The organism is Thalassomonas actiniarum (genome assembly GCF_000948975.2).
Taxonomy (GTDB): Bacteria; Pseudomonadota; Gammaproteobacteria; order Enterobacterales; family Alteromonadaceae; genus Thalassomonas; species Thalassomonas actiniarum.
In genome coordinates this window covers 2,412,103-2,438,064 of sequence record NZ_CP059735.1, presented here as the reverse complement: position 1 = coordinate 2,438,064, position 25,962 = coordinate 2,412,103, and the positions used below count along the sequence as shown (strand labels likewise).

The following is a 25,962-nucleotide window of genomic DNA, read 5'->3' as shown; positions in this document are numbered from 1 at the left end:
TCTTGTTCCCGTTAATAAATGGTTCAACCTTAGGGTCTGTTTACCATATAACGGCGGTTAACTTTTAGCCACTGCCAATTTAGGATTTTTCGGATAAAACTTATCCGGTAAGACATTAATGTGTTCAAAAAAGCGGGTATCTTTATAGGGCAGTTTCATAAAGCCCGAGATCCCTATGCCGGTGATGGTGGGTAATAACTGCAGTAATTCCGCCAGACATTGGGTAAATTCCTCGACCTTATCGTGATTCAGCAGCATCAGGTAGCTATGGATTTTAAGATGGGTAGGCAGCACCTCAAAAATAATACAGCCGGTGTGGTGAATCAGGTTCAACCGCGCCAGCACCGCCATAATATCATCCGGCAGGTGCAGATATTCATCGGGGTCTTTACCGTCTTCAAAATAGGAATGCAAACGGGTGACATCATCCATTTCCGGTACCGGGCTGACATCGAAGGGAATTTTTTGCTGCTCGGAGGCAATAAACATATCGGTTTCATGCTCGCGCTCGACATGCAAGGTATAACGGGCATTAAACAGGCAACTTTTAAACATACCGATATGGAAAATCCCCTGGGCTAAGTGCACCATGTTATTCACCGCGCTTTGAAAAGAGGCTTTAAGGGCCTGATCGAACAGGGTCAGGTTGGAGTCGATATAAACGCCGTCTTTTTCCCAGCGGATCGCCAGCCCCCCGACCACGGGGAAGTTACCTAAGCGGCTTACCGCGGCAATAAAGGCTTTTTCAGTATCCCCCATGCCCATCAGGAAGTTTTTATAGTATTTTTCCAGCTGGACATCATCAACATCGCTTAACCCTTCTTCTTCCGATGACGCCCGTAAAAACGACTTACGCGAGCCATAAACCACAGTATCTATGTCTTCGTCGGTATGCTTGACCCAAACCGGCACCAGCGGCTCTTCGCTGTAAACCGTCGCCTCATCCGCCAGCACCAGCTGTTTAAAATAATGAAGGTGTGAAAAAAAATAATCCCCCGCCTGACAGCGCATTTTGGCGCAATCGCTGAGCATGCCGTCAATCACCTTGGCCAGTGCCTTGGGCAAACCGAGGGAGCTGGCGGGAATCACCTTGCTGCCATAACGGCACGACTGACCTGAGGCCAGCGCATATAAGGTCGCGGCCAGCCCCTGCTCGTCAAAACGCGGCGAAGACAAGCCCCCTTCAAGCTGCTCCGGCCCGATAAAATAGACATCGCCCAGACGGGCATTGGAGTTTTGCAGATCGCTGCTCATCAGATCCATAACATTATTGGCGGTGCTTTGCCCGAAAATATCCATCTGGGCGGTGACCGACGAGCCCCAGTCCACCAGGTAGACCTTGCCGTCGCTTTCGTCATAGACCACGTTTGAAGGTTTGATATCCCCGTGCACATAAGGTCTGCCGCCGTCATGACTTTTGCTGGTGCGCAGATACAGTAAAATCTCTGCCAGCTGAATGGCAATATTGACCACCAGCTCGGGACTGAGCGGCCCCAGCTTATGGGACAAGCGCTCCAGATCCAGTCCCGGCGCCCGGGTCATCTGCAGAATCGATTGCCGTTTGATTTTATGAAAGTCGATCACCCGGGGGATTCTCGGATGATCTAACTCCCCCTGGATATCGGCTTCATCTGCCAGGCGATCCTGGACATGCTGGGGTAAGGTTACCCGGGAAAATTTAAACACAAACGGCTTGCCTTCACTGTTTTCGCCGTTAAAGACAAAACCATAGGCCCCCTTACCCAGCAAAGAAATATTCGCATAACCCAGCTGTTTGAGTTGCTGCTGACACAGCTCAACCCATTGTTTTAATTTTTCCGCATCCTTGTGGCTTAACAGATAAATAGACTGCTCTTCGGCAATGTAAAAATGTTGGAGTTTTTTCGCTGTCATGCTTTTCCTGTACCCGGGGAACACCAGTTCAAACCTGAACAAGTGCGCTATAGAGATATTTTATCCTGCAGATAACAAAGCAAATTACACATTTATCAGGACGACAACAAGGGGTAAAAGCGGATCTGAGAAAAATATTTCAGCATGTCATATTTTCTTCACACTGTTAGCTTATCCTGCCCCTGCTTTGAAATTTTACTTCATTGTTTCTATCCCTGGATTGCAGTGACTTAAGGTAAAAATATTAAATAGGTCCTTTTTTAATATTTTTAGTGCACCCTTAAGTCACTGCCATTTGGACGCTACTTATCGAAATGGACATATCGATACCCGCTCTGCCAATGGCAGAGCGTTTTTTTATGTGGGGAAAATATTTTTCTCTGCCGGCCTCATCATCTGGAAAAAACCTGGTAAAGAACGGGATAAGGTCAGGCCACGCCATTAAAGGCGGCCTGGAATAGCACGGGTGCCAAAAAGGCAGGCGCTTAACGTGAAAACAGAAAAAGATTAATCGTTACCTGCAACATCCGCTAAGCGGTTGGCTACTGCCAGCAACCTTTGATTATCAAAAGGCTTGGCTAATATCGCATCAGCCCCCATGGTTTTGGCTTTTTGCAGTTGTTCATCGCCACAGCCGGAAAGCACCAAAACCGGAATTTTGCTAAGCTCGGGTTTACTCGCCAGCACCTCCAATACCGAGAAGCCATCCATCCCCGGCATCATCAAATCCAGCGTAATTAAGTTAATCGAAGCATCTCCAAGCGCCAGCCCAGCCTGAAATCCATCCCTGGCATGGAGAACATGCCAGCCATCGCGGCGCATCACCCGGGTAATGGCATTGGCCATCTCTTCATCGTCTTCAACCACCAACACCCGCTTTTCCCGGGAAATCAATTCTGCTGGCACCGGCATCTGGTTGCGCGTTAAAAAAGCCAGAAATTCTGCTTTTAATACCCGGTTATTGCCCCTTCCCGGTAATTTATAGCCCTTTAAATAACCTTGCTCAATCCAACGGATCACAGTTCGTAAATGCACCCCACAATATTTTGCAATCTGCCCGGTGGAAAATGACTCATTCATTTTTTTTTACCTGTTTTCTGTGATTACATGTCTTTTAATCTATACTTTAAACATATGTCACATATGTCACATAAGCAATATTTTCACAGTACAAACATTTTCAAAGCAAAAACAGCGGCTGGCAATAGCGCTATCCGATTGATATTTAACATGATAATGAACAGGTGGTGTTATGAGCAATGATGTTTCTTCCTCACAGCCAATGCTGTCCTTGTTATTACTCGACGATGAGCAGGATATTCTCAATTCACTGCAACGCTTATTGCGCAAAGACTATCAGCTCATTTGCTTTACCCATGCCCATGAAGCGCTCAGCTACCTGGAAGACAATGCCGTTGACATCATCATGTCGGATATGAGGATGCAAAACATCAACGGCGCCGAGTTTTTATGTTTGTCCCGTCAGATACAACCGGATGCCATACGCTTGTTGATCACCGGGTATAGCGATATGGACTTGACCATAGCCGCCATTAACGACGGCGGCGTCTATAGCTATATCAACAAACCCTGGGAAAATGAAAAGCTGAAACTGACCCTGGCCAAGGCCGCCGAGCATTATTTATTAAAAAAAGAAAAGCAGGCATTAAGCCAAAGTCTCGCCCGGGCCAACGACAGCTTACAACACTTAAACCAGTCACTGGAAGTTAAAGTGGCTCAGCGCACCCGGGCGCTACAGGAGAGCAAGCAAAAATTACAGCAAAGTCTAACCACACAAAAAGACTTGCTGCATGACGTAATAGACATGATGACGGCGACCATAGAGTACCGTACCGGTTTTTCCGGCAGCCACAACAAACGCATTGCGCTGCAAAGCCGTGCTGTCGCCGCCCGGATGGGCCTGGATGAAGCCCAGTGCCGCCGAATATATTTATGTGCCCTGCTGCATGAAATCGGTATTATCGGCCTAAGCGATGAAGCCCTGGCAAGCACTAAGCTTACCGGCGCCCACTTTAACGATGCTTTTATGACACATCCTGTGATCGGCGCAGCAATAGTCGAGAAAATAAAACGCCTGGCGCCGCTAACCGAAAATATCCGCCATCAAAACGAAAACATCAACGGCACCGGCCGTCCGGAGCACTTATCCGGCGAAGAGATCCCTGTCGGCGCGCGCATTATCCGCATCGTCAAAGATTTTGATTTCCTGATCGCCGGCAAGCACAACTGCAACAAACTCTCTGTGACCAACGCAAAAATCCGGATGAGTGAGCTAGCCGGCAGCGACTACGACAAAAAAATCCTGGAGCATTTTTTCACCCTGTTATCGCAAAGGCAGCAAAATGAAGAGTCTGAGATGCAATACAGCATTGGCCTGGACGAGTTAAAACCCGGCGATATTTTATCGGAAGATCTGGTACTGGAAAACGGCAACATCATGCTGACCACCGGCCAGGAAATTAACGCGTCCATGATAGAAAAGTTGCGTGAATACGAACATAACTTTCTAACCAAAATAACCCTTTTTACAGCATAGGAGAGAGCTTATGCAAGGTTCAATCTACACCGCACTTGCCGACATGGTCGTCGAGCAAATGGGCATCATAAAATGGAATGAATTATTAGCGCAAACCCGGCCCGCATCGGGGGGGGTTTACACCAGCGGCGAGCAATATGAAGACAGTGAGCTGGTGAATATCCTGATATTACTGGCGAAGGAAAAAAACATACCGCTTGAGCAAGCGGTGCAAGGTTTTGGCGAGTACCTATTTAAAAAACTCTATGATACCAGCCCGGTTGACGTTTCCAAACTGGATAATTTAAAAGATTTCCTACTGGCAATAGACAAGGTCATCCACGGCGAAGTCAAACGGCTCCATCCTAATGCCTACTTGCCCAAATTTGAATACCGGCAAGAAAATCCGCAAACCCTGATCATGTATTACAGCTCCAAGCGAAAACTCTGCCACGCCAGCGTCGGCTTGATTTTAGGGGCAGCAAAGCAATTTAATGAAACCATAGCAATCACCCACCCCGAATGTATGCATCAGGGGGCGTCGCGCTGTAAATTAGTTATTCATTTTAAGGATTAAACGGTGAGCCAGACAAACCCCTATAAAGTGGCCTATGAGCGCGAACGACAAGCCAGGATACTGGCCGAAAAACTGCTGGACGAAAAAACACGCCGTTTATATGAAAACTGTGCCACTTTAGAGCAAACCCTGAAAACCCTGGAAAACACACAAGGACAACTTATCCAGGCAGAAAAACTGGTTTCTCTTGGCCAGCTGGCGGCCGGTGTCGCCCATGAAATCAATAATCCGATAGGGTTTTCTCTGAGCAACCTGACCACCTTAAAAGACTATATTCAGTCCCTGCTCAGTCTGGATGCCCTGGTCTTGTCCAAGCTGCCCTCCCTGGATGGCCACCCGTTAAGCCAGTCTTATCAACAACTCAGGCAAGAACAAGACATTGACTTTATCCTCAGTGATATTCAGTCGTTGCTGGCAGAGACGACAGGAGGCCTGCACCGGGTCAGTCAAATCGTCACCAACCTCAGGCGGGTCAGTCATAGCGGCGAACTGGAAAAAGAACAGCAGGACATACATCAACTCATTGAAGAGTCGATGAAAGTCGTCTGGAACGAGCTGAAATATCACCTGGAGGTCAAACGGGATTTTGCCTCCCTGCCGAAAATCGCCTGCCACAGCAGTGAAATGCACCAGGTCTTGATCAATATGTTCTTAAACGCCGCCCATGCCTGTGAAGGCGGCGGCTGCTTGTTGATCAAAACCTATTTAACCCAAGTTCAGCACCAGGATTTTATTGCCATAGATATTTGCGATAACGGCAAAGGCATGTCAAAAGCAACCTGTAAAAAAATCTTTGATCCATTTTTTACCACCAAGCCCGTCGGTAAAGGCACCGGTCTCGGGCTGTCCATTGCTTTTGCCATCATTGAAAAACATCAGGGGAAAATCACCGTTAGCAGCGACGAAGGCAAAGGCACCACCTTTACCATTTGCTTACCGGTAGCGCCGCCAGAATCAAACGCCCCGGACACCGCCTGAGCCCCGCCGGGAGCTAAGGCCTGAAAGTTCGCCACCAACAAAGCAGGTTATTCACCGATATCTTCATTCCATAACTTCGGATTTTCTTTGATAAAAGTATCCATCATCTTGATGCAGTACTCATCCTGGACAATGTCGAGTTTGACCCCGCGCGATGCCAGCAATTCCTCTTCCCCGGTAAAGTTAACGTTTTCAGCGATCACCACATGGGGAATGCCGTAAAGCAAAATAGTGCCCGAGCACATGGCACAGGGAGAAAGCGTGGTATAGAGGGTAGAGTTTTTATAAACGGAGGCACTTAAACGCCCGGCATTTTCCAGCGCGTCCATTTCCCCGTGTAAAATGGTGCTGCCCTTTTGAATCCTGCGGTTATGGCCGCGGCCGATGATCTGGCCGTCATGTACCAATACCGAACCGATAGGAATACCGCCTTCCTGCCAGCCGTGCTCAGCCTCTTCAATGGCCGCTTTTAAAAATTTATCCATCCTTGTCTCCTCCTCAACAGTGCGTCTTTATTATTTTAGTCAAAGAAAGGCAGATGCAAGAAATGCTGTAACCGCCCGGTAAAATTTACGATAATTGCCCAACAAAAAGGCATTGTCCCTACGAGACAATGCCTTAATACCAGCTTTGAAAATCAGCTTAGTTGACACTAAAGGCTGTCTTATTTGCCGCTGTTTTCATCCTGGAGTTCAATGTTGAGCTCCAGTACGTTTAAATCCCCGTCTTTTTTATCGACATTCACCGATAAACTGTTCTCCGATACCGGGATATATTTACGCAGCACCGCCAGCAGGTCTTCCGTTAACTGAGGCAAATAGTCCGGCTGTTTGTTTCTTTGGTTGCGCTCGTGGGCAACAATGATCTGCAGCCGCTCTTTCGCCTTGGAAGCCGTGGTGGTCTGCTTTTCTTTAGAGCGTAAAAAGTAATCCAGTAATGCCATATTAACCCCCGAATAAGCGGCTGAAGATGCCTTTTTTCTGTTCGTTCAAGAACCTGAAATCAACCGTTTCCCCCAGGATACGGTCAACGGCATCCTGATAGGCCTGACCGGCATCACTTTCAGTATCGAATATTACCGGCTCACCGGCATTGGACGCCTTAAGCACCGCCTGAGACTCAGGAATAACCCCGAGCAGAGGGATGGCAAGAATTTCTTCGACATCTTCAACACTGAGCATTTCTCCTTCGGTGACCCGCTTGGGGGAATACCGGGTTAACAGCAAATGCTCTTTAATCGGCTCCAGTCCCAGCTCAGCGCGGCGGGAGCGGCTGGAGAGCATGCCTAAAATGCGATCCGAGTCGCGCACGGAAGAGACTTCCGGGTTGGTAGTGACTATGGCTTCGTCGGCATAATAAAGCGCCATCATGGCACCGGCTTCGATACCCGCAGGTGAATCACAAATAATGTAGTCAAAGGTTTCGCCCAACTCTTCAAGCACCTTGCCGACATTTTCTTTATTCAGGGCATCTTTATCCCGGGTTTGCGAAGCTGGCAGGATAGATAAGGTATCGACACGCTTGTCTTTGATCAAAGCCTGGTTAAGCGTCGCCTCACCATTGATAACATTGACAAAGTCATAAACCACGCGGCGTTCACAGCCCATAATTAAGTCCAGATTACGCAGGCCGATATCAAAGTCAATCAAGACCACTTTATGGCCTTTTAACGCCAGACCCACGCCGATAGCGGCACTGGAAGTTGTTTTACCAACCCCGCCTTTTCCTGAAGTTACTACAATTACTCGTGCCATAAAATGCACTTCCTCTATCAAAAATTAAACGAGTTTTGACGACGCCAGTTCGGTGTCGGTCAAATATATATAGGCGGGATAACCCCAGTCCTGCTCCATTGATTCGCTCAGCCAATAGTTGCCGTTAATGGACACCAGTTCGGCTTCCAGGTTCTGGCAATAAATTTGCGCCTGGTGATGCCCTTTGGCACCGGCGATGGCCCGGCCGCGCAGGGCGCCATAAATATGAATATTACCGTCGGCGATCACTTCCGCCCCGGCAGACACCGAGCCGATGATCACCAGGTTCTGATCTTTTGCGTATAACTGCTGCCCCGAGCGCACCTGCCCCCGATGTACCTTGTCGCTGAACACGCTGGTATGGGGAACCTGGGCGGGCGTCTCTTCTGTTTTATCACTGGCGGCTGCATTATCGGCACCTGCCGTTTTTTCAACCTTGGCCGGGGCCGCTTTTCTCGGCGCCGTTTTCACGGCATTGATAAAAGACAAACCAAGCTCGCGAATATGTTGTTTTTGCTCGGCAGCAACCACTCCGGTAAAACCGACGAAATTAAAGTTTAATAATTCCACCAGGTTTTTAATGGCCTGATAATCAATCTCGCTATCACTGTTAACCTGATCGATATTCACCGCCAAAGGCACCAGGTGAAAAAAATCCGGCGCCTGAGCAATTTTGGCTTCCAGATCCCTGCAGATATCGCTAAGTTCAATGGTTTTCAGATGTAAAACAGAAAGGGTAAAACTTGTACCTTTAAATTCAACAGTGGCATCAGCCATAGAGGACAACTTCCTAGATAAGTAAATTGGGATGTCTATATACATCTAAAAAAAATTTATCTTATAGCTTGTGCGGTACAGAGGCAATGGCCCTTGGTGATATTTCACCGTAAATGACGATAAATTCAGCAAAGATTGCGATAAATCCTATTCTTTCGGCTTTTACCTGCCCGGGATTGCTTAGCAAAAGTGAGTGCTTGGCTTACGCCTGGAGGGGATAAACAGGAATACATCCCGGTATTAACCCAGCTCTCTGGCTTCCTGCCTCCGCTGGATACATGCATCCTTGTATTAAAAGGGCTGATATGCTCAGCCCTTTGCTTACGGGTTAAAGTGTACCCGGAAAAATAATGGCAAAATGACCCAGCCCGATCAGCCAGTCAACTAAAAATCATGAAACTCAGCGCTCGATTCACCACGGCGAAAAACACTGATTTTACCGCACTGGGCGAAGTGATTACCGCTGGCATAAGGGGTGCCTGCCTGACTAACATCCGCTTCCCAACCGGGCCCATTGCTGATATAGGTTTTCAGCTCGAACCAGCCGTTGACGGTTTTACTGCAATCCATTTGCGCATCCAGCATCCAGTAATGATCGCCGTAGTTGTTTAGCGGCTCTTCACCGAAACCATTGACTGCCACCGTCATTTTCGTGCCCCAGCTGCTTGACCAGGCATTGGTGGTCCAGTCGGCAGCCGTTCCTTCGGCGCCTGCCCCCTGCCCGTTTTCGATGCCGTACCAGTCAAGATAGTTATCATTGTTTTTCCAGGACGCCGTGGTGACATTACGTAAATTATTATGGCTGATCGGCAGCGCACAGAGCTTGTTGGCCTCAGTGCAGCTTAACCCCAGGTTATTTGCAGCATAGTCATGGTCGATACCGCCGCGGATAAACATATCCTGCCCCGACGCCGTTTCACCAAAGACAAAAACCACGGTACGCTCTTTTTCATCATTGCCCTCACCTAAGGTCCACACCGCGTAATCCGAGCCGCTGGCAGCCAGTTGCCACCCCGAGCCGCCTGGGCTCCAGTTGCTGCCGCCTATTTTAACCGCCACCTTATCGTCGATGATCGCGGCATATAACCCCGTTTGAGCCGCCTGGATGGAAACAGATGATGTTGAGCTCAGCCCCTGCTGCTTGCGGATATCCGCCAGCACCTTAATGTCATCATACAAATTCCAGTCAAAGGCATGGGCCCAGTAAATCGTCGGGATACCCGGATGGGTCAGGATATAGGCATAACCCTGCATCACCTTATCGCAGGGCACCGGCCAGTGCTGCTGGCCGCTGCCGCAACTTTCACTCGGGCCGGTATCATGGTTATCAACAAAGGTCACCATTTTCTGTCCCCACCAGCCGATCCCACCGGCCGGACTGCCGTTGTTGGCCAGGCGCCAGTATTCGTTATTTTCAAGGGCTTTGTTAAGCAGACCTTTGGTGGTGAAGTCAAACACGCCACACTCACCGCTGGTGCCGTTGATATAATCCATCAGCAGCTGGCGGTGGGCATCGACATTGTCATAATGCAGATCTGTCCACACTTCCCCGACACAAAAGTTCGAACCGACCTCACGGGAATACATGCCGGCATAATAGGGATCGTAACCTTTGGAGTAATCGTAGCGTATACCTTCAAACCCCACGGCTTTTAAGCGGGTATTAAGCCAGGTCACTATATCTGCCTGCACGGTATTATTGACATGGTTGACATCCCGGGCGGCGGCATAACCGCCGCCGGTATCGCAATCTCCGGTGGCGCCCGGCCATTCATCATCACAGGTCACCGCCCAGCTGCCCCAGGCCGGGTTGGTAAAGTCTGCCCAGTCTAACGTGCCGACCCTGTGATTAATCACCACATCGGCTACCGCGCTGACACCTTTATTTTTTAAGGCAAAAATCGCCTGCGTTAACGCCTGTTCACTGCCGTAATTCGAGTCGAGCACATTAAGCTGTCGCGGCAGGTAACCTTCATCCGAGGCCGCATCGGATACAGGGGGGAACCAGACATGGCTCACCCCCAAACCGGCAACACTGTCCGCCTGGTTTTTGATGGTGTCATACCAATTCGTTTTATGGGAATGCCAGTGAAAGCCCTGTAATAAAATTGCGCTGCTGGCCTTGTCCTGCTCGGTCGCCGCCTGCGTCACTGCACTGCTGGCGGCAATCCCTACCGCTATGGCTAAAATCATTTTTCTTATCATGTTTTATCGCCGTCCGTTGTCATTAAATGTAATTGATTTTTATATTGATTCTTTACCGCCAGAAAGCGGCTTAAATTAATATAGAGACAGGTTAAAAAGATGAACACAAGCTGCATACGTATTCAGTTAAATTGTTTATTCATTCACCACTGGTGGGTTGTCCAAATTTCTATTCAGACAAAAAAATCAGTAATAACGGGTTGTAGAGGTTAGAAAAAGCCGGTCACACCAGTATCAATCGGCCTGGCTGCCGTCGGGTAAGATAGCACCGGCAAGGGATTTTGCCTGTGACAATTGTTCGGCAGTTACCTTGGCAGCACGCAGATTGGCCTTACTTAAATCAGCCCCTTCAAGATTGGCTCCACGTAAATCGGCACTGGCCAGCTTGGCCCCTTTTAAACTGGCATTGCTAAGATCGGCATCACGCAAATCAGCGCCAACAAGATTGGTTTTATTCAGGAGTGAACCGTGCAGATCCGCAGCAATTAAGTGTACCCGGGTCAAATAACCGCCGGATAAAAAAACCCGGCTAAGCACAGCACCACTGAGATCCGCCCGGCTCAGCACAGTGTCATCAACCGAGGCTTCCCCGAGAATACCGCCCCCCAAAGTGATCACCGGATCCGCGGCAGAAATCAGCCCGGCCTCATACAAAAAACGCAGCAAATACCCCTTGCGCCTGCCGTCAAGCTGACTGAGTACGGTTAAGGTACGGGCGCGGGCAAGACTGCGTACTTCATCCCGCCGGGCAGATGTTTTTAAACCCTGCTCCAGCAACAGGTTCGACATTTTATCCAGGTACATTTGCAGGGCATTTTCCCGGGCCTGCTCCCTGGCGACATCAAGCTCAATTTCCGCCTGTTTCGCCGCCGCCTGGCGACTGCGCTCGCTTTCGGCTAAATCAAACCAGAGCAAACCAAAGGTAAGTACGCCAGGAATAATCAGCAGCTCCAGCCAGTCCCACAGGGTTTTATCCCTCAAACCGGCAGCAGAGGAGGTTTCTTTCACCCTTGTCATGACAAGTCTCTCCTTTATTGGTCGTTAACTTGCGGGTAAGTAACAGCCGCTAATGTTACTGTCACTTACCTGATGCCGACAGTTCAGACACTTACCTCTAAGGTTAGGATAAGTCTTTGTTCGCAGCTTCAAATAACTTCACCAGGTATTCATTGTCGCTTTGAGGCAATACCGCATACATTTGCTTGTTAAAGACTAAGCATAATCCATTGATATACATAAGCAGCAGATTCTTGCGAACATCTGTCATATCCTCCTGTGAACAGCAAGTACGTATTTCCTCAGACAGCTTGCGCGCCTGCTCTCCCGAACTCACCACCAGGGAATAGGCTTTACATAACAAAGAGCTGATGCCTAAGGTGGCGAAACCAATGGCTTTTTTAATGGCATCTTCTTCCACATGATGTTGCAGCTTGGCGGTATATTGCAGCATTTTACTTATCAGGGCATCTTCTCCGGTCAATTTCAATGAATTGAGCCAGTCCATCAGGTCGAGCAAGTTGATATTCTTACTGTTTAAACCGTCAAACACCTTTACCTGAGAAAAAGGCGTAATGTTGCTCGCCTTGATATGTCCGCCGCTCAGTGCTTTTAACGGCACGACTTTATCCACCACGGTATTGATTTTATCGACATGCTCTATCATATAACCGAAGATAGTGTCATCCAGGCCTTTGCTGGCCGAGCTGTCCCCTTTAAACATGATATAACTCCACACCGCCTGCATACTGGTGTTGTTTTGTGGCGGGCGAAGCGCCAATATTTTCGTGGCGTTTATCTGTTCAACCAGTTCGAGTTGACGCTGACATAATTCATCATTAAGGGAGTCGATAAGGGTATGGATTTCATCTAAGTCGGCGTTCATTTTAAGCCACGCATTAAAGAGAGCCTGGATCTCATCTGAACTCATTTCAACACTAAAAAGTGATGAAAAGCTCTTGGTAGGCTCCTTCACCAAAAACAAGCGTTCATAATTTCTTGAGTTTTGCCACTCTTCAACCTTTTCCTTCAACGCCAGATAGGTTTTATTGCTTTCCCCCAGCTCCTGCCATTTACTCAACTCCAAGTTATAGAGCTCTTTCAGCCTTACGGCAACGGCTATCTCCGCTCCCTTTATCACCAGATTGGCACTGCTGTCCAGATCAAGGGTCAACTTTCTGAAGGCTTCGGATTTAACCGTATCGGCATCATAACCCCCCGGGGTGGCAATCAGCACATTTTCGAGAAATGCTTCCAGGTCGCCGATATATTTATCCCGCATTTTGTTAAAGAAGTTTTTAAAGTCATCTTCATTTTGAATTTTAATATGAGACATGATTTTTCCTTTCGTCATGTTTAAGTTTCAGAGACAGTACCAACCAAAACTACGCTTGGGCGTTAACGCCCCTCACAGCACAAATGAAATGGATGGCATAACTTTTACCCGGCAAGATTACTGCGGGAGAGAAGGGAAAACTCAGGTCAAACTCGGATTTTTCCTGACAATCTGGCTTATAACACCAGACAGGAAAAACCGCGCCTGTAAACACATACGGTTAAGCATAAAACAGAAGATTACAGGCAGGCCTGAATGAACCAGGCAAGGGATTGATAAAACATCAGGATCTGGCGAAACCGACTTTTCTTCATAAATTGAGCTCTGCAGCCAGTTACCCGGCTTCGGGGAATGGGCTGTTTTTATGCGTGATCTGCCAGGCAGTTACGCATAAAAACAGTTTTGCTTGGATAGCGGTCAATAATCACCGAAAAAGTACGGCTTAACTTTTGAGGGGGCAACTGCTTAAACCGAAAATTTTATACAGCGGGCAAAAACCCACAACACCGGTAACCAGCGGGATCAAACCGACATAACCCCAAAGGGTCTGCGGCCCGATAAAAACCATCGCCAATAAAAGCAGTCCAAGAATGATGCGCAGTGTGCGGTCAATGAAACCTTCATTTTTATTCATAATACTTAACCTGTTGTTTTGTTTAACTTCAGAGTTATTGTAAAAGCCTGAAAAATGAAACTCAGTGACATCGTCACATTAACAACAAAAAAATGAATAATTATCGCTTTTTGCTAAGGCACTGCTCATGCCAATTCCCGGGCAGGACCCAAAGCCCCCTGTTGCAAGCGACAAGATTTTATCACCTAAGATTTAAAGACCATCACAAACAGCTAGCATGCGCCAATACCTGCGTAAGGTATTGGCGCTAAGGTGAACGGGCATAAAGCCAGCCTATTGCAAAACTTAACGTTCCTGCCCTTTGGGGTAACTAAAGGTCAAACCAGGTAATTTATCTACATATTTATCAATAAAGTTTTGCTTGTCTGCTTCAGTTAAGCTCTCATTATTGTTAATTAAGTCAATAACCTGCCCGGTAATATCAAGTGGTTCCACCGTATTGTCGATGCTTGCCTTCACTTTAGCCTGCAGTACCCCATTCACTGAGGTCACATCTAAGACATAATCTTGTGTTTCGCCAAACGGATAATAACCACATGCCTGAACATCATCGACAGTATCAACGGTGCCGGTATAATATAAAGCAGTGATCATACGCAAGCGGGTGGTGCCGATAGAGGCAAAGTCGGGCACAGGAATGGTTAAATCGTATAATTGATCGCTGGCAACACTTGGTGCGGCCAGAAAATATTCAGCAGGATCATCAAAATCGGTATCCTGGTTCCAGTCGGCATATACTTTAAACATTCTGGTGTAGGCTGTCGTACCGCATGTACCAAACTGTACCTGGATGGTATCAACATCGAGCCCGGGTGAAGTAGTCGTAAAGAAGCCGGTATTGTCGGTATAATTAGGACAGTTAGTCGTACCCACCTCGTTATACACACTGTTATTATCAAGCTTCACATAAGCAATTTTACCATAACCGTTATTGCTGGCGCCCGAGTCACAATATGCTGGCACCGGCGTCACCACAAACTGGCTGGGGGAACGTCCGGGATCGGTAGAACAAAGTTTATGATGGCCGGTGGCCTTTTTTACCTGGATATAACCGGTACTGGCCCCTGCCGGTACAAGTGCAATAATTTCCTCAGAGCTTAATATGCCCCGGGCTGCGGCAATACCGTCAATATAAACGGCAGTATTGTCATCAAATAAGCTGCCGTTGATATGCACAATAGAGCCGGAATGGCCGGAAGCAGGAGAAAAGCTGGTAATTTTCGGAGACGCCGCTATAACATCGTCAATATAACCATTAATATTAAAACCGATATCGTTAACGTCATCGCCAACTTTGGCCAAGATATAACCGCCGCTGTCAATAAAACAGTCCAGTCCCTGGCTGGTGGTCGGTAAAGTCAGTGTGGTTTGCACAACAGAAGAACAATATGAACCGGGCTGAAAAACCGTTGCGCTATTACCGCCTAAATATTGACTGCTTCCCGTGACTGAGGGAGTCAGGGAATAATAAAAGCTTATCGGTATGGTTGAGGTTGTGTTACGCAACGCCCCCACTGAAGCACTAACCAGAAAGGACTCCCCCGGAGCAAGACTTGTCCCCATGCCAAAAGAACAAACCCCCTCGTCCCAATAACTTGCCTGAGCAACAGCACTGCCGGCAGCCAGCACACCACTAAAGAGCATTTTAAACGCGAGCGAAAGTGTCGACTTTTTCATCGTTCATTTCCTTATGATAATTGTCAATATTTGACGGATTAATGATTACAACCTTGTATTCCCGGGTAATCATAAAACAAAACCACAAGAATTGTACATATTTTATACAACCCAATATTCATGAACGTCACCGCACTCCCCTCTTATGCATTGGCTTGTTATAAAAAACCTAAAGGCTCACAGCTAAGACCGTCGATAATAGCCCGCTTCAAAGCAGCCCTTTCAATAAAACTGTCACCGGCAAGCTTCCTCGCTACCAGCTGATGGCTTAATACCGTTACCAGGTCATCATCTACCGGGGCCAGCTTATCTCCATCGATGAGACACATCTGCACAGATACCAGCCGGGCGGTGTCTAAGTGCTTTGAATACAGATGCCAATACCGCACAGCCGCGCCACTGATCACTAAAATTACCGCCCACGTTTGCCAGCACTTCATTGCAGTTCAACCTTCATGGCCTTTAATACCTGCTGCTTCTCGTCATTCGGCAAGGTATCCAACAGCTCAAGCAGGCAATTCATGATCCTCAGCTCCTGCCTTTCATACTCAGCTTTTTTTGCCGGACACTTCACCTTGGTTAATTGCAATACCGCACTGTCATGGGCGCCGTTTAGTCCCATAATGGCGGTTACTGTTGGACTATACATCATGTATTTTTACTCTCAGGTTGATAATTCAAAAACTCAAAAAAAGCCGGATCGCCAACCCTGGTTCGCCTGGCTAATCGCTTTTTGACCGTTCTTTCCCATAACCAGCAGGAAGACCACACATATTCCCGCTCGCCGTCAACATCCAGCTCCCGGCAGCAGTATTTCAGCTCGTGCAATATACTTGCTATTTCCTGCTCGGGATCGCTAAAGCAATAACGTAACTCAGACCAGCGAAAGACCGGGTAATCGGCAATGAAGTAAATCAGGGCTTCTCTTAATTCAGTGTTATAGCGGTCTATGTGGAATTCATAAAGCACAAGCGCCCGGGCTTCAAGCATATGGTAAACGCTGATGCCGGATGCCCTGGATATGCCAAAGTTATTAAGCACCTTCTCGATAAAATGGGCTGACAGTTCATCAGCTTCGCTCAGGTTGTGCTTGACAATTCTGACCAGTGCACTGGTTAATTTCTTTTCAATAAAAGCACTCCCTTGCATTGCTTGCCTGCCGATGTTTCGGGTAGCGGTCCATCCACTAGCGCCGGTTATGAGATGGCGCCAGTCTAGGCAGGTAAGTTCATAATTTCTTTATCATTAACATTAATGATAAAGCAATTGTGAACTTGACTATTTAAGATAAATTCACCGTCAGATAACAGGGAAGGCAGAGATAATTGAATAGTGATTTAATCTTAAAAGTAGTCGGCATTGTTCGCCAGAAATTGAAAGAACAGCAGCTGCAACCTAAAGAAAGCCAGCTCACTATTGAGCAGATTTTAAACCAGGCAGGCATTAGCGGCCTTGGCCCTCAACCAATGGCCGAATTCAGGGCCGAGATTTACCACAGCTTAGGGTTAGGCTTGTGCCAGGACGGGGAGCTCAGACAAGCCCTGCAAATGTTCACCTTTGATTATGATGTGTTTCGTGTCAGCGAGCTCAGGTACTATTTTCCGGGTGATTTAGAGGCGGAAATATTCAGCAACCTGAGCGAACTCGGTTATGTACTTAAAACCCTGGTAGGTGAACAGGAACCGGTATGGCGTCCGAAATTTATGCAAAGACAAACGGTGCAGAAAAAGCTGGCCGGGCGCAAGCGCATCGGCAGCCCCGAATATATCGCTTATCTGTCTTATAAACCAACGCCCCCCGTAAATAAGACAGTTAAGCATTAACGGCGGCTGTCCACCGCCAACAGCAGGGAAGCATACAGGGTTTAGGGTTTTGCACCTCCTTTTACTTAAACCTTGTGGGGCCAGTCATCAGGGACGATGGCTGATGCTCTTTCTCCCCCCCATTCAGACATAAAAAGGTCAGCATTACACGTGAAATCAGCACCAAAGCCTTAAACACCAGCTTAGTGAATATGGCGAATTTTCCGCACGCAAAAAAGTGACAGCTTTACCAAATACGCACACATTAACTTGGTATCGCTTCTGTACCAAAATTAGGTATATATTGGTATAAATGAGGTGAAATATGGCCAAAAACACTAGCATCACCCTTGGAGATCATTTTGACAGCTTTATCGCCAGCCAAATAGGTAGCGGGCGTTATGGCTCTGCCAGCGAGGTTATTCGCGCAGGATTGAGATTACTTGAAAACACCGAGACAAAAACAGAGACTTTACGCCGTATGCTTGTAGAGGGTGAGAAAAGCGGCACTGCAGATTACACCTTTGATACATTTATCAATGAACTTGATGGTGAAATTGAGAAATGACCCCCTTCGTTTTAACCAACGCTGCGAACTCTGATTTGAAAAAAATCGCCAGGTCTACCCAAGGGAAATGGGGAAATGAGCAAAGAAACTTTTACATTAAACAATTTGACGATGCATCCCATATGCTTGCCAAGACCCCTCTCGCCGGTAAATCTTGTGACGAAACTCGAGCTGGCTACAAAAAGTTTCCTGTTGGTAGCCACTTAATTTTTTATATAAAAGGCGAAAATTCAAGAATAAAAATTGTTCGCATCCTGCATAAAAGAACGGACGTCGAACTAAACCTTCAGGCGCCATAACCTGTAATACGCTGCTCTGATTAAACGATTAAACCAGCGGCCGAAACCCGCCATACACCATACGTTCAGCATCAAAGATTGGCCTTGATGTATTCATTAACGGACTGATCAAATCCGTCATCCTGGGGTCGGCTGCGACTCTTTTATTTACAAGATCACGCGCCTCGCGAGATTCGAATGCCACCCAGCCAAAGATGACCACTTCATCCTCTTTTGCGTCGGCAGCCTCAGAGAAAGATCGGGTGCCCTCCAAATTTGCATCGTCACCGACATATTCTGAGTAATCAAGTGCGCCATGTTCCTTCCAAATCTTTGCAACCTTTTCAGCAACTTCTCTATACGTCTGTAGCTGGTCGCGTGGCACCGGAAGAACGAAGCCGTCGATATAATGTGTCACGTTATCCTCCAATCTTGTTAGTGAATTTTATGTTCAACTCTATGGTATAACGCCGCTAACAGGCCCGGACATCCAGGTTGAACCGAGCCCAATGTTGAGCTACTGCCCGTTAATGGCTGTCCGGCACAGCCAGTACTGGCTCGTTAAGCCATTAGTTAAGCAGGAAAATGCTTTATCCAGTGCTTGGCAATATCTTCCCTGGTTGTCAGCCAAACCTTTTCATGGCTCAACACGTATTCCATAAACCGCTGCAGTGCCGCCATACGGGCGGGCCGGCCAATGAGACGACAGTGTAACCCTATTGATAACATTTTAGGCGCCACCTCGCCCTCGCCGTACAATACATCGAAAGCATCTTTGAGATACTGGTAAAATTGCTCACCGCTATTGAAGCCTTGAGGGGTAGCAAAACGCATGTCGTTGGTGTCTAACGTATAGGGCACCATTAAAAGAGGTTTGGAATAGAACCTGTCCCAATAAGGTAAATCATCGGCGTAAGAGTCTGCACAATAGAGAATATCATCCCGCTCTGCAATCAGCTTTAAGGTATTGGGGCTTGTTCTGCCCGTGTACCAACCTGCCGGCTTGGCCCCCGTTAACTCTTGATGCAGGTTAATAGAGGTATTTATCAGTTCGCGCTCCTGGTCTTCACTCATGTCTTGAAAGTGAATCCAACGATGCGCATGACTGGCGATTTCCCAGTTTGACTCCAGCATGGCAGCCACAGCATCGGGGTTGCGCTGCATTGCCATGGTGACGCCAAAAACCGTCACCGGAATTTGGTAACGCTCAAACAGTCGATGTAAGCGCCAGAATCCTGCTCGACTGCCATATTCATACATAGACTCCATCGACATATGACGATCATTATAAGGCTGAGCGCCAATAATTTCGGAAAGAAAAATCTCAGAATGATCATCACCATGAAGTACGCAATTTTCCCCTCCTTCTTCGTAATTTAAAACAAACTGAACGGCAACTTTGGCGCCTTCAGGCCATTGTGGGTTTGGAGGCGTTGCGCCATATCCAATAAGATCTCTGGGGTAATTGTGTTGCATCTATATGAGCCTTGTATATTTAAATGAGGTTAAGTCTGAATAGAAATTCAAACGTCCAGCTGATGCCGCGCGTGAAGCACGCCTTGGACATCCAAAACTTATCATTAAGCCATGAAAATAGTCTAGTTTTTTGATATCGCCAGTTGGTGGCGTGTCCTACTCTGCACATTCAATCCGATAATATTAACTTAGGTATATTACCTACCAAATAGAGGGGGAAACACCTGCCCCACATGTTTTACAGGCAAAAGAGACTCTGTAAAAAGATAATGGATTGATATACAAAGAAGCCTTGCCACACTTAATGCATTTGGCAGGAACAATTTTGTCAAATAACCACAGTGGAGAAAACCCCAGAGGCAAAAAGAAAATGAAAGCTTTCCAGCCTGTAACTTTAAGACCATAGTTTACCGCTACCGGATGAAGCAGATGAAATACCAATAAAACTGAACCTAAAAATACAAAAACTCGAAATATTTCGAACAATATTAGATTCATATACTCCTACCTCTCCGTACTCCTAAAATCAGACTTAATAGCGAGCTTTTCTTATATTTTTTGCTCATTTACAAAACCTCTTAATTAAATGCACGTAAGCATTCAATTGATTAAAACAAAAATAAAATTTGATGACGGCTATCATGCAAGGCGAATGTGCAATAAATGAGGATAAGAGAAAATGAGTGGCAGATTAATCACTCATCAGACCTATCTGATAAGGGTTCTGCTACATAAGAATGACCGGCACTTTTCTTTTCAGGAGAGACTCAATCAGGCTGGGCATCCAAAAATTAATTGATAGTGACGATAGTTATTGGCTAAATCAAACTTTTAAGAGTTCAGGTTTGTGAATTCTGTGGAAGCCAATCCAAACGTAAGATTTTTCATCAAGTTAATATCAAGCTATATTATACCCACTTGAATTTTAAATAATTATCAAAAGAAATAAAGGGAATTGAACATGATTTTCAAACGAGGTTATTTAGCGGTTTTACTTAGCCTACTTACTATTACAGGATGTGGTGGTGGCAGTGGCAGCGAAAGTGACGATACTACGCAAGATCCACAAGCTGCGGTAATAAATGCCATTGATGTTACTGGAGCATGGGCCGAAGGAGAAACATTAACAGCCAGCGTAAACTGTACTGAATGTCTACCTTCGATGAATAAATATAACTGGTCAATCAACGGTAACAACATATCTGATACCGACAGTTACCTTTTAACTTCCACTGATTTAGATAAAAAAATACGCATTGATGCCTCTGCCAATAATAATGCCAATTTAATTGATAATGCCTATCAAACAATAGAGGCCGCATATAAAAGCCATGTCACCCACATTTACGCTAACGCCAGAGCTTTTGCTGCGCTTAAGAGCGATGGTTCCGTTGTTGCCTGGGGCGAAAGTTCTACAGGCGGTGATAGCGCGAATGTAGCACTTACAGATATCAGTAAAATTTTTTCTAATGATAGCGGATTCGCTGCATTGAAAAATGACGGCTCAGTAACTAGCTGGGGGCTACTGCCAGCATCTGATAGCGTTAATCTCTTACTTACCGATGTTAAAGAAATTTATGCTACCGATTATGCTTTCGCAGCGCTTAAAGAGGATGGAACGGTAATAACCTTGGGCAGCTCTGACTACGGCGGTGACAGCAGTTCAGTGACTTTGGATGATATAACGCGTATTTATGCTACTACTTCAGCTTTTGCGGCCTTAAAAGACGATGGTTCAGTTGTTACTTGGGGAGAAGATAACCGGGGAGGAAATAGCAGCGGAGTAAACCTGGAAAATGTTGAAGAAATTTACGCTACAAGTACCGCCTTTGCGACACATAAAGCCAATGGTTCGGCCATCACATGGGGGGGAGATAATTTCTCTAATAGTGAGTCTGTAATTGTAGAAAATGTTAATGAAGTTTTCGCTAACTCATCTGCTTTTGCTTTCCTAAAAACCGATAACTCAGTAGAGACTTGGGGACATATTGACTATGGCGGTGTCAGTGACGATATTCCTTTAAATAATACCGCCAAAGTTTTTTCTACCAACGCTGCATTCGCGGCGCTAAAAACAGATGGCTCGGTAGTAACATGGGGGAACAATAATAGCGGCGGTGACAGTAGTAATGTAAGCCTAAATGATGTCACTACCACCTAACTTACCCTAGAGCTTTAGACATGCATATATTTAGATATATGCATGTCTCCCCTTACGTTAGTTTACTTATCTTTATGTAAATTAATATTAATGGGCTGCTGATCTTTCTTAGTCATAGTGTATCTCAATGCCAGATAGAATCTAACTATAGAAGGTGTCCACTAATTGTGGGTAACTCTGCTGGTTAACGCCGCGTTCACCGGCTTGTCCAGTACAACGCATTGTTAGGCTATTTACCCGCTAGTTTTCTTGATATTACTTGCTCACAGGTACTCAGAAAAATGGTTTGCGCTTGTAGCTTATTACTACCTTCTAAGGTTGCGGATAACGATTTATTTCTTTCGATTTCATCTGCCCCTGTTAAAGCAAGGCTAGCCATACCTTCCACGCATGTACTTATTAAGTCGTCTAAAAAAACCTCTGTTACTAGTCCCTTAACAGTGCCTGATAGTGCAACTATAGTATCTTTATCAATTTGCCCAGATGATGATTCTATTGCTTTTGACACGGCTTGAGTTGAAAGCGATGTAGCCTTATTAGCACTATCGAAAACGCTCGACCATTCAGCCACATCTTTTTCTAGTCTAGCTAGTTCAGCTTCGCTATCTTTTTTATTTTGAAGTAGTTCTTTATGAGCATCGCAATCCGCTTGTTCAACTCCATCTATAGCTTTTTCGTTTGGGCATTTTTCAGAGTAATTACCCAAGTCATTTTTTGACTGCTGGACGGACTCAGCTAACTTTGTATCTTTGCCTTGTTGTTTTGATAATTCACTTCTAGTCTTATCCAGTTGCTCCTTCGCCTCAAAAGTTTTGTTGCTAAGTTCTATAGATGAGTTATTACTCAAAACCAATTGTGCAGGAACTGACGCTCCGGTTAACTGGGATATTGCTATTAAAGTAACCATTGATTTCTGGTATTTACCTACCATCTTTGAGTATTCAACCGAGGTCAAACCACCAGATGCATAAGCTTCACATAAACGAAACATAGCATCTCGTAGCAGCTGAATAGCCTCGCTTCTAATGCCTATCGTTGCCCCCGATTCACTGGTGGCAGCTTTTAGCGCTGCAGTAAGCTGATCTGCTTTTGAAGCATCTGCTTCAATTGCTGCAGAATAAACTGAAAATGCATCAGGACTAGGTTCGGCGCACACTACAGGGTACAATTTTTCCTTGGTAACCCCTGATAAATCTGTCGTAGATTCAACTACAGTGGAAGAAATTAGGAAGCGTTGTTTAGCGTCTACAGAGACTGCACTAGACGTCTCATTAATCTCTGTTTTTCGGTGGATAGAGTTAAAGTTCGCACAGGATGTAACAAATACTAAAGACAATATGATCAATATTTTCGTTAATCTCACAATAAATCTCCTTTTTCATATGCTTGAAAACCTAACACCATTCGCAGAAGCCGGCCGCTGGGAGGACTTTCTGCCGAATTCTGTTAACACCATCACTGCTCATTTTCTTTATCTAAATTCATAACACCAGGAGCATTCTGAATTAGTTTACCGGCCAGATCGCTAGGCAATTCTATTATAGTGTAGCGCTACTATCCCAACACACTATCTCGAAAAGAGACTCCTTAATTTTTTTCTAGAACTCCTTCCCAAAAGCTAAGGTTACCATCAACCTAAGGCTTATCAGTTAATCTAGGCTCATATCCTTTAGGAAAAATCGAACATACAGCCCATGTAAACTGATAATCAAATTCGTCAAGTTTCCTCTATAATTCAACCCCAGCCACCCATGAAGGAGCATTCAAATCATCCCAACCGCTCTTGATATCAGAAAAATGCCAATCGTAATCGCTAAGAGAAAAAGCCAGACAGGATCAAGTCTTATTTCTTGCATAATAAAATTACTTGTGAAAATTCAAAACCTGATCCAATAAGCTGGTATAGTTGATTGATTTCTTTATGTCTTTAAGATGCCTTTATATTTGTAAATAGATAATAGAAAATATACCCAACGAAAAAACTTGCAGCAATATAATGTGTGTAGCCAAGCCATTGAAAGAAATGTGCTCGAAGCCACAGCCATAAATACTCTGGCCACTGACTCCATTCCAAAGGTTTGTCATGCAGCCTAGTGAATAGATAATCTACGGGCTTATGATTTTCGTACTTTTCTAAGATACCGTAATATTCCTCTACTAGATTATCGTAATCTTCATAGTCGTCTGGCAAACCTCTGAGCTTTCTTGCAAAACGACCTAACTCTACTCCGTTTCTATGCATTGCCTCTGATCGTGAAACAAAATTTTCTTGCCCCAAGAGAAGTGAGTAAACAAGAACCATTACAGCAAGAATTGACTGAAAACTATTTAGCAATTGGTCAGGAATAGCAAGCTCAACACCGTATGCTTGGAAGAGCGGAATAAATATTAAAGCGGCAGAGATAAACGCTACAGTCCATTGGGAAACCTTTTGATGTGTGGAAAACCGTTCACTTGCACGGTATCTAGACTTTGTAGTTAACTTTGTTCTTCGAAGTAACTCTTTAATCTTACTATCTTCTAATTCGGCCAATTTCTACTACTCCATGTAAAAGTTATACCAACGCCTTAAGAAGAGGCTGTAGGTTAGACAGCCCCGCTTGCTTAACTTGTTAGCTGCTGGATTACGCACAGTCTAAGCCCTCAGGGTCTATACGCTCAACCCGTCCGAAACCTTTTGTTTTTTTGAAAGACATATTGTGCTTAAAGTTAACCATTGAATCTGATGGGTCTATTGCATCTAAGTTAAGGCTTTCAATTGTTCTACGTGAGACAGCAACCGACAGAATAGGGGCTTTTTCTAGGTGGCCAGTTTCAGAATTAAGTAATTCGTCCACAGCAGTTACTAAAACCAGGTCATCAGGAATGCTCGAAAATAGCTCATTACCTACACGTAATATACAGCTACAGACATAATCCTGATATATCTCGTTAAATTTCCCTTTAGGCATATTTTTAATAGACAACTTACCGCTCTTTAGTAAGCTTTTCGATTTGCTTGGTACTATTTCGGTGCCATGAACATTTATTGTTGCCTCCAAAATACCGTTATCGTAGACAGATATTGATAGGCTTGAACCGAGGTTGGAGATTTCTGAAAAAGGCTGAAGATTCTCAATTGCTTCTATTTTTGCTTCTGCTTTACCATCTAAGAGAGCATTAGCTATTTCTACGCTTTCTTTCCATTCTTCTGTCTCTTTTTCCCAGCGAGAAATTATAGATTTGTAATGAACTTCATCGGCTTCAATAGCCTCAGCTACTTTTTTTGATAATAATTCCCCTTTCTTTTCATCTCTGTTAAAGAGACGGTCTATAAACCCAGGTTTATAACTATTTAATATTAGTTGTGCTTCCACTTCATTATCATTGGTCTTTTTAGGTTCTTCAGGTTGTTTAGATAATGCAATTTGATTCCAATCTACGGGCGGGCTACATTCCTTATGAGTCGATTGAATGACCTCAATATGGTTTTCATAGACATCAACTTCGAATGCTGCCTGTTCTAACTCCTGCATTTTTTCATATTGCTTTTGCTGTCGTTCTAGCTCCCTTTGTCTCCTTTTCGCATCTCGTTCAGCGGCACGAACCGCCGCACCAATAGAACGAACTGTTCCTTTCCATCCCATCTTCGATATCCTTCTTATTATTTGCACTAACGCCCTATTAATGGGCAAAATTTAATTGGCTATAGTGTGAAGCAGAGCGAAACCAGGCAACTGAATTTTGTCCGCTATTAAACAGTTTGTTATATCGCTTTATTCAATTGGATAATTGCCAGCTTAAAGTTTTGAGCTTCTTGCTCTAGCTTTTGTTGAAATTGAACAAAGGGCAGAAGATACTTCTCACCATTTGTAGCTCCTCGCATATAGTCTTTTTTATGCGAGAACATGATATCGTTAACTTCCTGCCTACATTCAAGTAATTGAGTAAAATTCTCCTGAATCTCGGGAAAATGCAGATCTACTAACATTTGAAGTTTTTTAAAATCGACAGCGTTATTTTTACCATCTTCAATTGCTACTGTTAAAGCTTCATCATAACTAATCTTTCCTTGCATAACAGATGTATATGGCAAGTAATAACTTGCTAAAGAGGTAACCCAACCTTCTGCTAACAAATACAACTCTTCAAGCTTTTCAATTCTGATTTTTTGAGCATTTAGGTTTTTCTCATGATCCAACTGCTCCTTAAGGCGTTTATTATTTCCACGATTTGTTAGATAAACGCCTAAGAAAGTTAACGTAGCAGTAAGTAATGCAGCAATAATTGCAGCAATAGCTGTGGCTGGTACTCCTGATGATGCTTCAGTCAAAT

28 protein-coding genes are annotated in these 25,962 nt (G+C 45.4%); 7 read left to right on the top strand and 21 right to left on the bottom strand.

The window, feature by feature from the left end; translation table 11 throughout:
• Window positions 1-57: 57 nt before the first annotated feature.
• Both SG35_RS10605 and SG35_RS10600 read right to left on the bottom strand, forming a co-directional pair.
• On the bottom strand, window positions 58-1,893 hold the full coding sequence (locus tag SG35_RS10605; protein WP_044836218.1) for a protein kinase domain-containing protein: 1,836 nt from the start codon (window positions 1,891-1,893) through the stop codon (window positions 58-60).
• Between the two features lie 507 nt (window positions 1,894-2,400).
• On the bottom strand, window positions 2,401-2,973 hold the full coding sequence (locus SG35_RS10600) for a response regulator (RefSeq protein ID WP_044836219.1): 573 nt from the start codon (window positions 2,971-2,973) through the stop codon (window positions 2,401-2,403).
• A gap of 172 nt (window positions 2,974-3,145) precedes the next feature.
• Here SG35_RS10600 and nosR point away from each other — a divergent pair, with 172 nt between their 5' ends.
• Genes nosR through SG35_RS10585 form a run of 3 tightly spaced genes read left to right on the top strand, consistent with a single transcriptional unit; the run spans window position 3,146 to window position 5,984 of the window.
• Window positions 3,146-4,450 carry a response regulator c-di-GMP phosphodiesterase, NosR family gene (gene nosR, locus SG35_RS10595; RefSeq protein ID WP_044836220.1) on the top strand — a complete coding sequence of 435 codons (1,305 nt, stop codon included), beginning with the start codon at window positions 3,146-3,148 and terminating at the stop codon, window positions 4,448-4,450.
• A 10-nt stretch (window positions 4,451-4,460) separates the two neighbouring features.
• Entirely contained in the window at window positions 4,461-5,006 is a 546-nt protein-coding gene (locus SG35_RS10590; RefSeq protein WP_044836221.1) for a heme NO-binding domain-containing protein, read from the top strand.
• A gap of 3 nt (window positions 5,007-5,009) precedes the next feature.
• On the top strand, window positions 5,010-5,984 hold the full coding sequence (locus SG35_RS10585) for a sensor histidine kinase (protein WP_044836222.1): 975 nt from the start codon (window positions 5,010-5,012) through the stop codon (window positions 5,982-5,984).
• A 47-nt stretch (window positions 5,985-6,031) separates the two neighbouring features.
• Here the strand turns inward: SG35_RS10585 and SG35_RS10580 are convergent, their stop codons facing one another.
• From SG35_RS10580 to SG35_RS10525, 12 genes are all read right to left on the bottom strand, one after another.
• Entirely contained in the window at window positions 6,032-6,469 is a 438-nt protein-coding gene (locus tag SG35_RS10580) for a nucleoside deaminase (protein WP_044836223.1), read from the bottom strand.
• Between the two features lie 179 nt (window positions 6,470-6,648).
• Window positions 6,649-6,927 (bottom strand): cell division topological specificity factor MinE, encoded by a 279-nt coding sequence (gene minE, locus SG35_RS10575; RefSeq protein WP_044836224.1) that lies wholly within the window; start codon window positions 6,925-6,927, stop codon window positions 6,649-6,651.
• Between the two features lies 1 nt (window position 6,928).
• A complete protein-coding gene (gene minD / locus SG35_RS10570) occupies window positions 6,929-7,738 on the bottom strand; it encodes a septum site-determining protein MinD (RefSeq protein ID WP_044836225.1) in 810 nt (269 codons plus the stop codon).
• Window positions 7,739-7,762: 24 nt separating this feature from the next.
• Entirely contained in the window at window positions 7,763-8,515 is a 753-nt protein-coding gene (gene minC, locus SG35_RS10565; RefSeq protein ID WP_044836226.1) for a septum site-determining protein MinC, read from the bottom strand.
• A gap of 384 nt (window positions 8,516-8,899) precedes the next feature.
• A complete protein-coding gene (locus SG35_RS10560; protein WP_044836227.1) occupies window positions 8,900-10,720 on the bottom strand; it encodes an alpha-amylase C-terminal beta-sheet domain-containing protein in 1,821 nt (606 codons plus the stop codon).
• A 234-nt stretch (window positions 10,721-10,954) separates the two neighbouring features.
• A complete protein-coding gene (locus tag SG35_RS10555) occupies window positions 10,955-11,737 on the bottom strand; it encodes a pentapeptide repeat-containing protein (protein ID WP_053043479.1) in 783 nt (260 codons plus the stop codon).
• A 103-nt stretch (window positions 11,738-11,840) separates the two neighbouring features.
• Window positions 11,841-13,052, bottom strand: coding sequence for a hypothetical protein (locus SG35_RS10550; protein ID WP_044836228.1), 1,212 nt, complete (start codon window positions 13,050-13,052; stop codon window positions 11,841-11,843).
• A gap of 442 nt (window positions 13,053-13,494) precedes the next feature.
• On the bottom strand, window positions 13,495-13,686 hold the full coding sequence (locus SG35_RS10545; RefSeq protein ID WP_044836230.1) for a YgaP family membrane protein: 192 nt from the start codon (window positions 13,684-13,686) through the stop codon (window positions 13,495-13,497).
• A gap of 285 nt (window positions 13,687-13,971) precedes the next feature.
• Complete coding sequence (locus SG35_RS10540; RefSeq protein ID WP_044836231.1) at window positions 13,972-15,363, bottom strand: IPT/TIG domain-containing protein; 1,392 nt, start codon at window positions 15,361-15,363, stop codon at window positions 13,972-13,974.
• A gap of 158 nt (window positions 15,364-15,521) precedes the next feature.
• Entirely contained in the window at window positions 15,522-15,692 is a 171-nt protein-coding gene (locus tag SG35_RS10535) for a hypothetical protein (RefSeq protein WP_160298407.1), read from the bottom strand.
• A 107-nt stretch (window positions 15,693-15,799) separates the two neighbouring features.
• A complete protein-coding gene (locus tag SG35_RS10530; protein ID WP_152646847.1) occupies window positions 15,800-16,015 on the bottom strand; it encodes a hypothetical protein in 216 nt (71 codons plus the stop codon).
• Window positions 16,012-16,512: a hypothetical protein gene (locus SG35_RS10525; protein WP_044836234.1), complete on the bottom strand. Its 501-nt coding sequence runs from the start codon at window positions 16,510-16,512 to the stop codon at window positions 16,012-16,014. The genes SG35_RS10530 and SG35_RS10525 overlap by 4 nt, the downstream gene beginning before the upstream one ends.
• 176 nt (window positions 16,513-16,688) lie before the next feature.
• Between SG35_RS10525 and SG35_RS10520 the strand changes: the two genes are divergently transcribed.
• The 3 genes from SG35_RS10520 (at window position 16,689) to SG35_RS10510 (ending at window position 18,032) form a co-directional block, all read left to right on the top strand.
• On the top strand, window positions 16,689-17,186 hold the full coding sequence (locus tag SG35_RS10520) for a hypothetical protein (RefSeq protein WP_044836235.1): 498 nt from the start codon (window positions 16,689-16,691) through the stop codon (window positions 17,184-17,186).
• Window positions 17,187-17,490: 304 nt separating this feature from the next.
• The gene (locus SG35_RS10515) at window positions 17,491-17,733 is read left to right on the top strand and encodes a type II toxin-antitoxin system ParD family antitoxin (protein ID WP_044836236.1); all 243 of its coding nucleotides are present in this window, start codon (window positions 17,491-17,493) and stop codon (window positions 17,731-17,733) included.
• The gene (locus SG35_RS10510; RefSeq protein ID WP_044836237.1) at window positions 17,730-18,032 is read left to right on the top strand and encodes a type II toxin-antitoxin system RelE/ParE family toxin; all 303 of its coding nucleotides are present in this window, start codon (window positions 17,730-17,732) and stop codon (window positions 18,030-18,032) included. The genes SG35_RS10515 and SG35_RS10510 overlap by 4 nt, the downstream gene beginning before the upstream one ends.
• 28 nt (window positions 18,033-18,060) lie before the next feature.
• On the opposite strand, the gene SG35_RS10505 is transcribed toward SG35_RS10510, so the two are convergent.
• From SG35_RS10505 to SG35_RS10495, 3 genes are all read right to left on the bottom strand, one after another.
• Window positions 18,061-18,429: a DUF1428 domain-containing protein gene (locus tag SG35_RS10505; protein WP_044836238.1), complete on the bottom strand. Its 369-nt coding sequence runs from the start codon at window positions 18,427-18,429 to the stop codon at window positions 18,061-18,063.
• A gap of 155 nt (window positions 18,430-18,584) precedes the next feature.
• Entirely contained in the window at window positions 18,585-19,487 is a 903-nt protein-coding gene (gene puuE / locus SG35_RS10500) for an allantoinase PuuE (RefSeq protein WP_044836239.1), read from the bottom strand.
• Between the two features lie 201 nt (window positions 19,488-19,688).
• Entirely contained in the window at window positions 19,689-19,985 is a 297-nt protein-coding gene (locus tag SG35_RS10495) for a hypothetical protein (protein ID WP_274055418.1), read from the bottom strand.
• A gap of 463 nt (window positions 19,986-20,448) precedes the next feature.
• Here SG35_RS10495 and SG35_RS10490 point away from each other — a divergent pair, with 463 nt between their 5' ends.
• Entirely contained in the window at window positions 20,449-21,648 is a 1,200-nt protein-coding gene (locus SG35_RS10490; RefSeq protein WP_152646848.1) for an RCC1 domain-containing protein, read from the top strand.
• A 229-nt stretch (window positions 21,649-21,877) separates the two neighbouring features.
• Here SG35_RS10490 and SG35_RS10485 read toward each other — a convergent pair whose 3' ends face one another.
• The 4 genes from SG35_RS10485 to SG35_RS10470 all read right to left on the bottom strand — a co-directional run bounded on the left by SG35_RS10485 (window position 21,878) and on the right by SG35_RS10470 (window position 25,960).
• Window positions 21,878-23,011, bottom strand: a complete 1,134-nt coding sequence (locus SG35_RS10485) for a hypothetical protein (RefSeq protein ID WP_044836241.1) — start codon at window positions 23,009-23,011, stop codon at window positions 21,878-21,880.
• Between the two features lie 564 nt (window positions 23,012-23,575).
• Entirely contained in the window at window positions 23,576-24,181 is a 606-nt protein-coding gene (locus SG35_RS10480; protein WP_044836242.1) for an SLATT domain-containing protein, read from the bottom strand.
• A 91-nt stretch (window positions 24,182-24,272) separates the two neighbouring features.
• Entirely contained in the window at window positions 24,273-25,274 is a 1,002-nt protein-coding gene (locus SG35_RS10475) for a hypothetical protein (RefSeq protein ID WP_044836243.1), read from the bottom strand.
• Between the two features lie 119 nt (window positions 25,275-25,393).
• Entirely contained in the window at window positions 25,394-25,960 is a 567-nt protein-coding gene (locus SG35_RS10470) for a hypothetical protein (protein ID WP_044836244.1), read from the bottom strand.
• Between the last annotated feature and the right edge of the window lie 2 nt (window positions 25,961-25,962).

What these genes read in the sequence shown, in the direction of transcription:
- SG35_RS10600 (WP_044836219.1), bottom strand. Translation starts at nt 2,973, where the DNA reads ATGAATGAGTCATTTTCCACCGGGCAGATTGCAAAATATTGTGGGGTG.
- SG35_RS10530 (WP_152646847.1), bottom strand. Translation starts at nt 16,015, where the DNA reads ATGATGTATAGTCCAACAGTAACCGCCATTATGGGACTAAACGGCGCC.
- SG35_RS10560 (WP_044836227.1), bottom strand. Translation starts at nt 10,720, where the DNA reads ATGATAAGAAAAATGATTTTAGCCATAGCGGTAGGGATTGCCGCCAGC.
- SG35_RS10605 (WP_044836218.1), bottom strand. Translation starts at nt 1,893, where the DNA reads ATGACAGCGAAAAAACTCCAACATTTTTACATTGCCGAAGAGCAGTCT.
- SG35_RS10550 (WP_044836228.1), bottom strand. Translation starts at nt 13,052, where the DNA reads ATGTCTCATATTAAAATTCAAAATGAAGATGACTTTAAAAACTTCTTT.
- SG35_RS10535 (WP_160298407.1), bottom strand. Translation starts at nt 15,692, where the DNA reads ATGTGTCTCATCGATGGAGATAAGCTGGCCCCGGTAGATGATGACCTG.
- SG35_RS10525 (WP_044836234.1), bottom strand. Translation starts at nt 16,512, where the DNA reads ATGCAAGGGAGTGCTTTTATTGAAAAGAAATTAACCAGTGCACTGGTC.
- SG35_RS10540 (WP_044836231.1), bottom strand. Translation starts at nt 15,363, where the DNA reads ATGAAAAAGTCGACACTTTCGCTCGCGTTTAAAATGCTCTTTAGTGGT.
- SG35_RS10475 (WP_044836243.1), bottom strand. Translation starts at nt 25,274, where the DNA reads ATGGGATGGAAAGGAACAGTTCGTTCTATTGGTGCGGCGGTTCGTGCC.
- SG35_RS10515 (WP_044836236.1), top strand. Translation starts at nt 17,491, where the DNA reads ATGGCCAAAAACACTAGCATCACCCTTGGAGATCATTTTGACAGCTTT.
- SG35_RS10555 (WP_053043479.1), bottom strand. Translation starts at nt 11,737, where the DNA reads ATGACAAGGGTGAAAGAAACCTCCTCTGCTGCCGGTTTGAGGGATAAA.
- minD (WP_044836225.1), bottom strand. Translation starts at nt 7,738, where the DNA reads ATGGCACGAGTAATTGTAGTAACTTCAGGAAAAGGCGGGGTTGGTAAA.
- minE (WP_044836224.1), bottom strand. Translation starts at nt 6,927, where the DNA reads ATGGCATTACTGGATTACTTTTTACGCTCTAAAGAAAAGCAGACCACC.
- puuE (WP_044836239.1), bottom strand. Translation starts at nt 19,487, where the DNA reads ATGCAACACAATTACCCCAGAGATCTTATTGGATATGGCGCAACGCCT.
- minC (WP_044836226.1), bottom strand. Translation starts at nt 8,515, where the DNA reads ATGGCTGATGCCACTGTTGAATTTAAAGGTACAAGTTTTACCCTTTCT.
- SG35_RS10510 (WP_044836237.1), top strand. Translation starts at nt 17,730, where the DNA reads ATGACCCCCTTCGTTTTAACCAACGCTGCGAACTCTGATTTGAAAAAA.
- nosR (WP_044836220.1), top strand. Translation starts at nt 3,146, where the DNA reads ATGAGCAATGATGTTTCTTCCTCACAGCCAATGCTGTCCTTGTTATTA.
- SG35_RS10580 (WP_044836223.1), bottom strand. Translation starts at nt 6,469, where the DNA reads ATGGATAAATTTTTAAAAGCGGCCATTGAAGAGGCTGAGCACGGCTGG.
- SG35_RS10590 (WP_044836221.1), top strand. Translation starts at nt 4,461, where the DNA reads ATGCAAGGTTCAATCTACACCGCACTTGCCGACATGGTCGTCGAGCAA.
- SG35_RS10495 (WP_274055418.1), bottom strand. Translation starts at nt 19,985, where the DNA reads ATGAATCTAATATTGTTCGAAATATTTCGAGTTTTTGTATTTTTAGGT.
- SG35_RS10490 (WP_152646848.1), top strand. Translation starts at nt 20,449, where the DNA reads ATGATTTTCAAACGAGGTTATTTAGCGGTTTTACTTAGCCTACTTACT.
- SG35_RS10545 (WP_044836230.1), bottom strand. Translation starts at nt 13,686, where the DNA reads ATGAATAAAAATGAAGGTTTCATTGACCGCACACTGCGCATCATTCTT.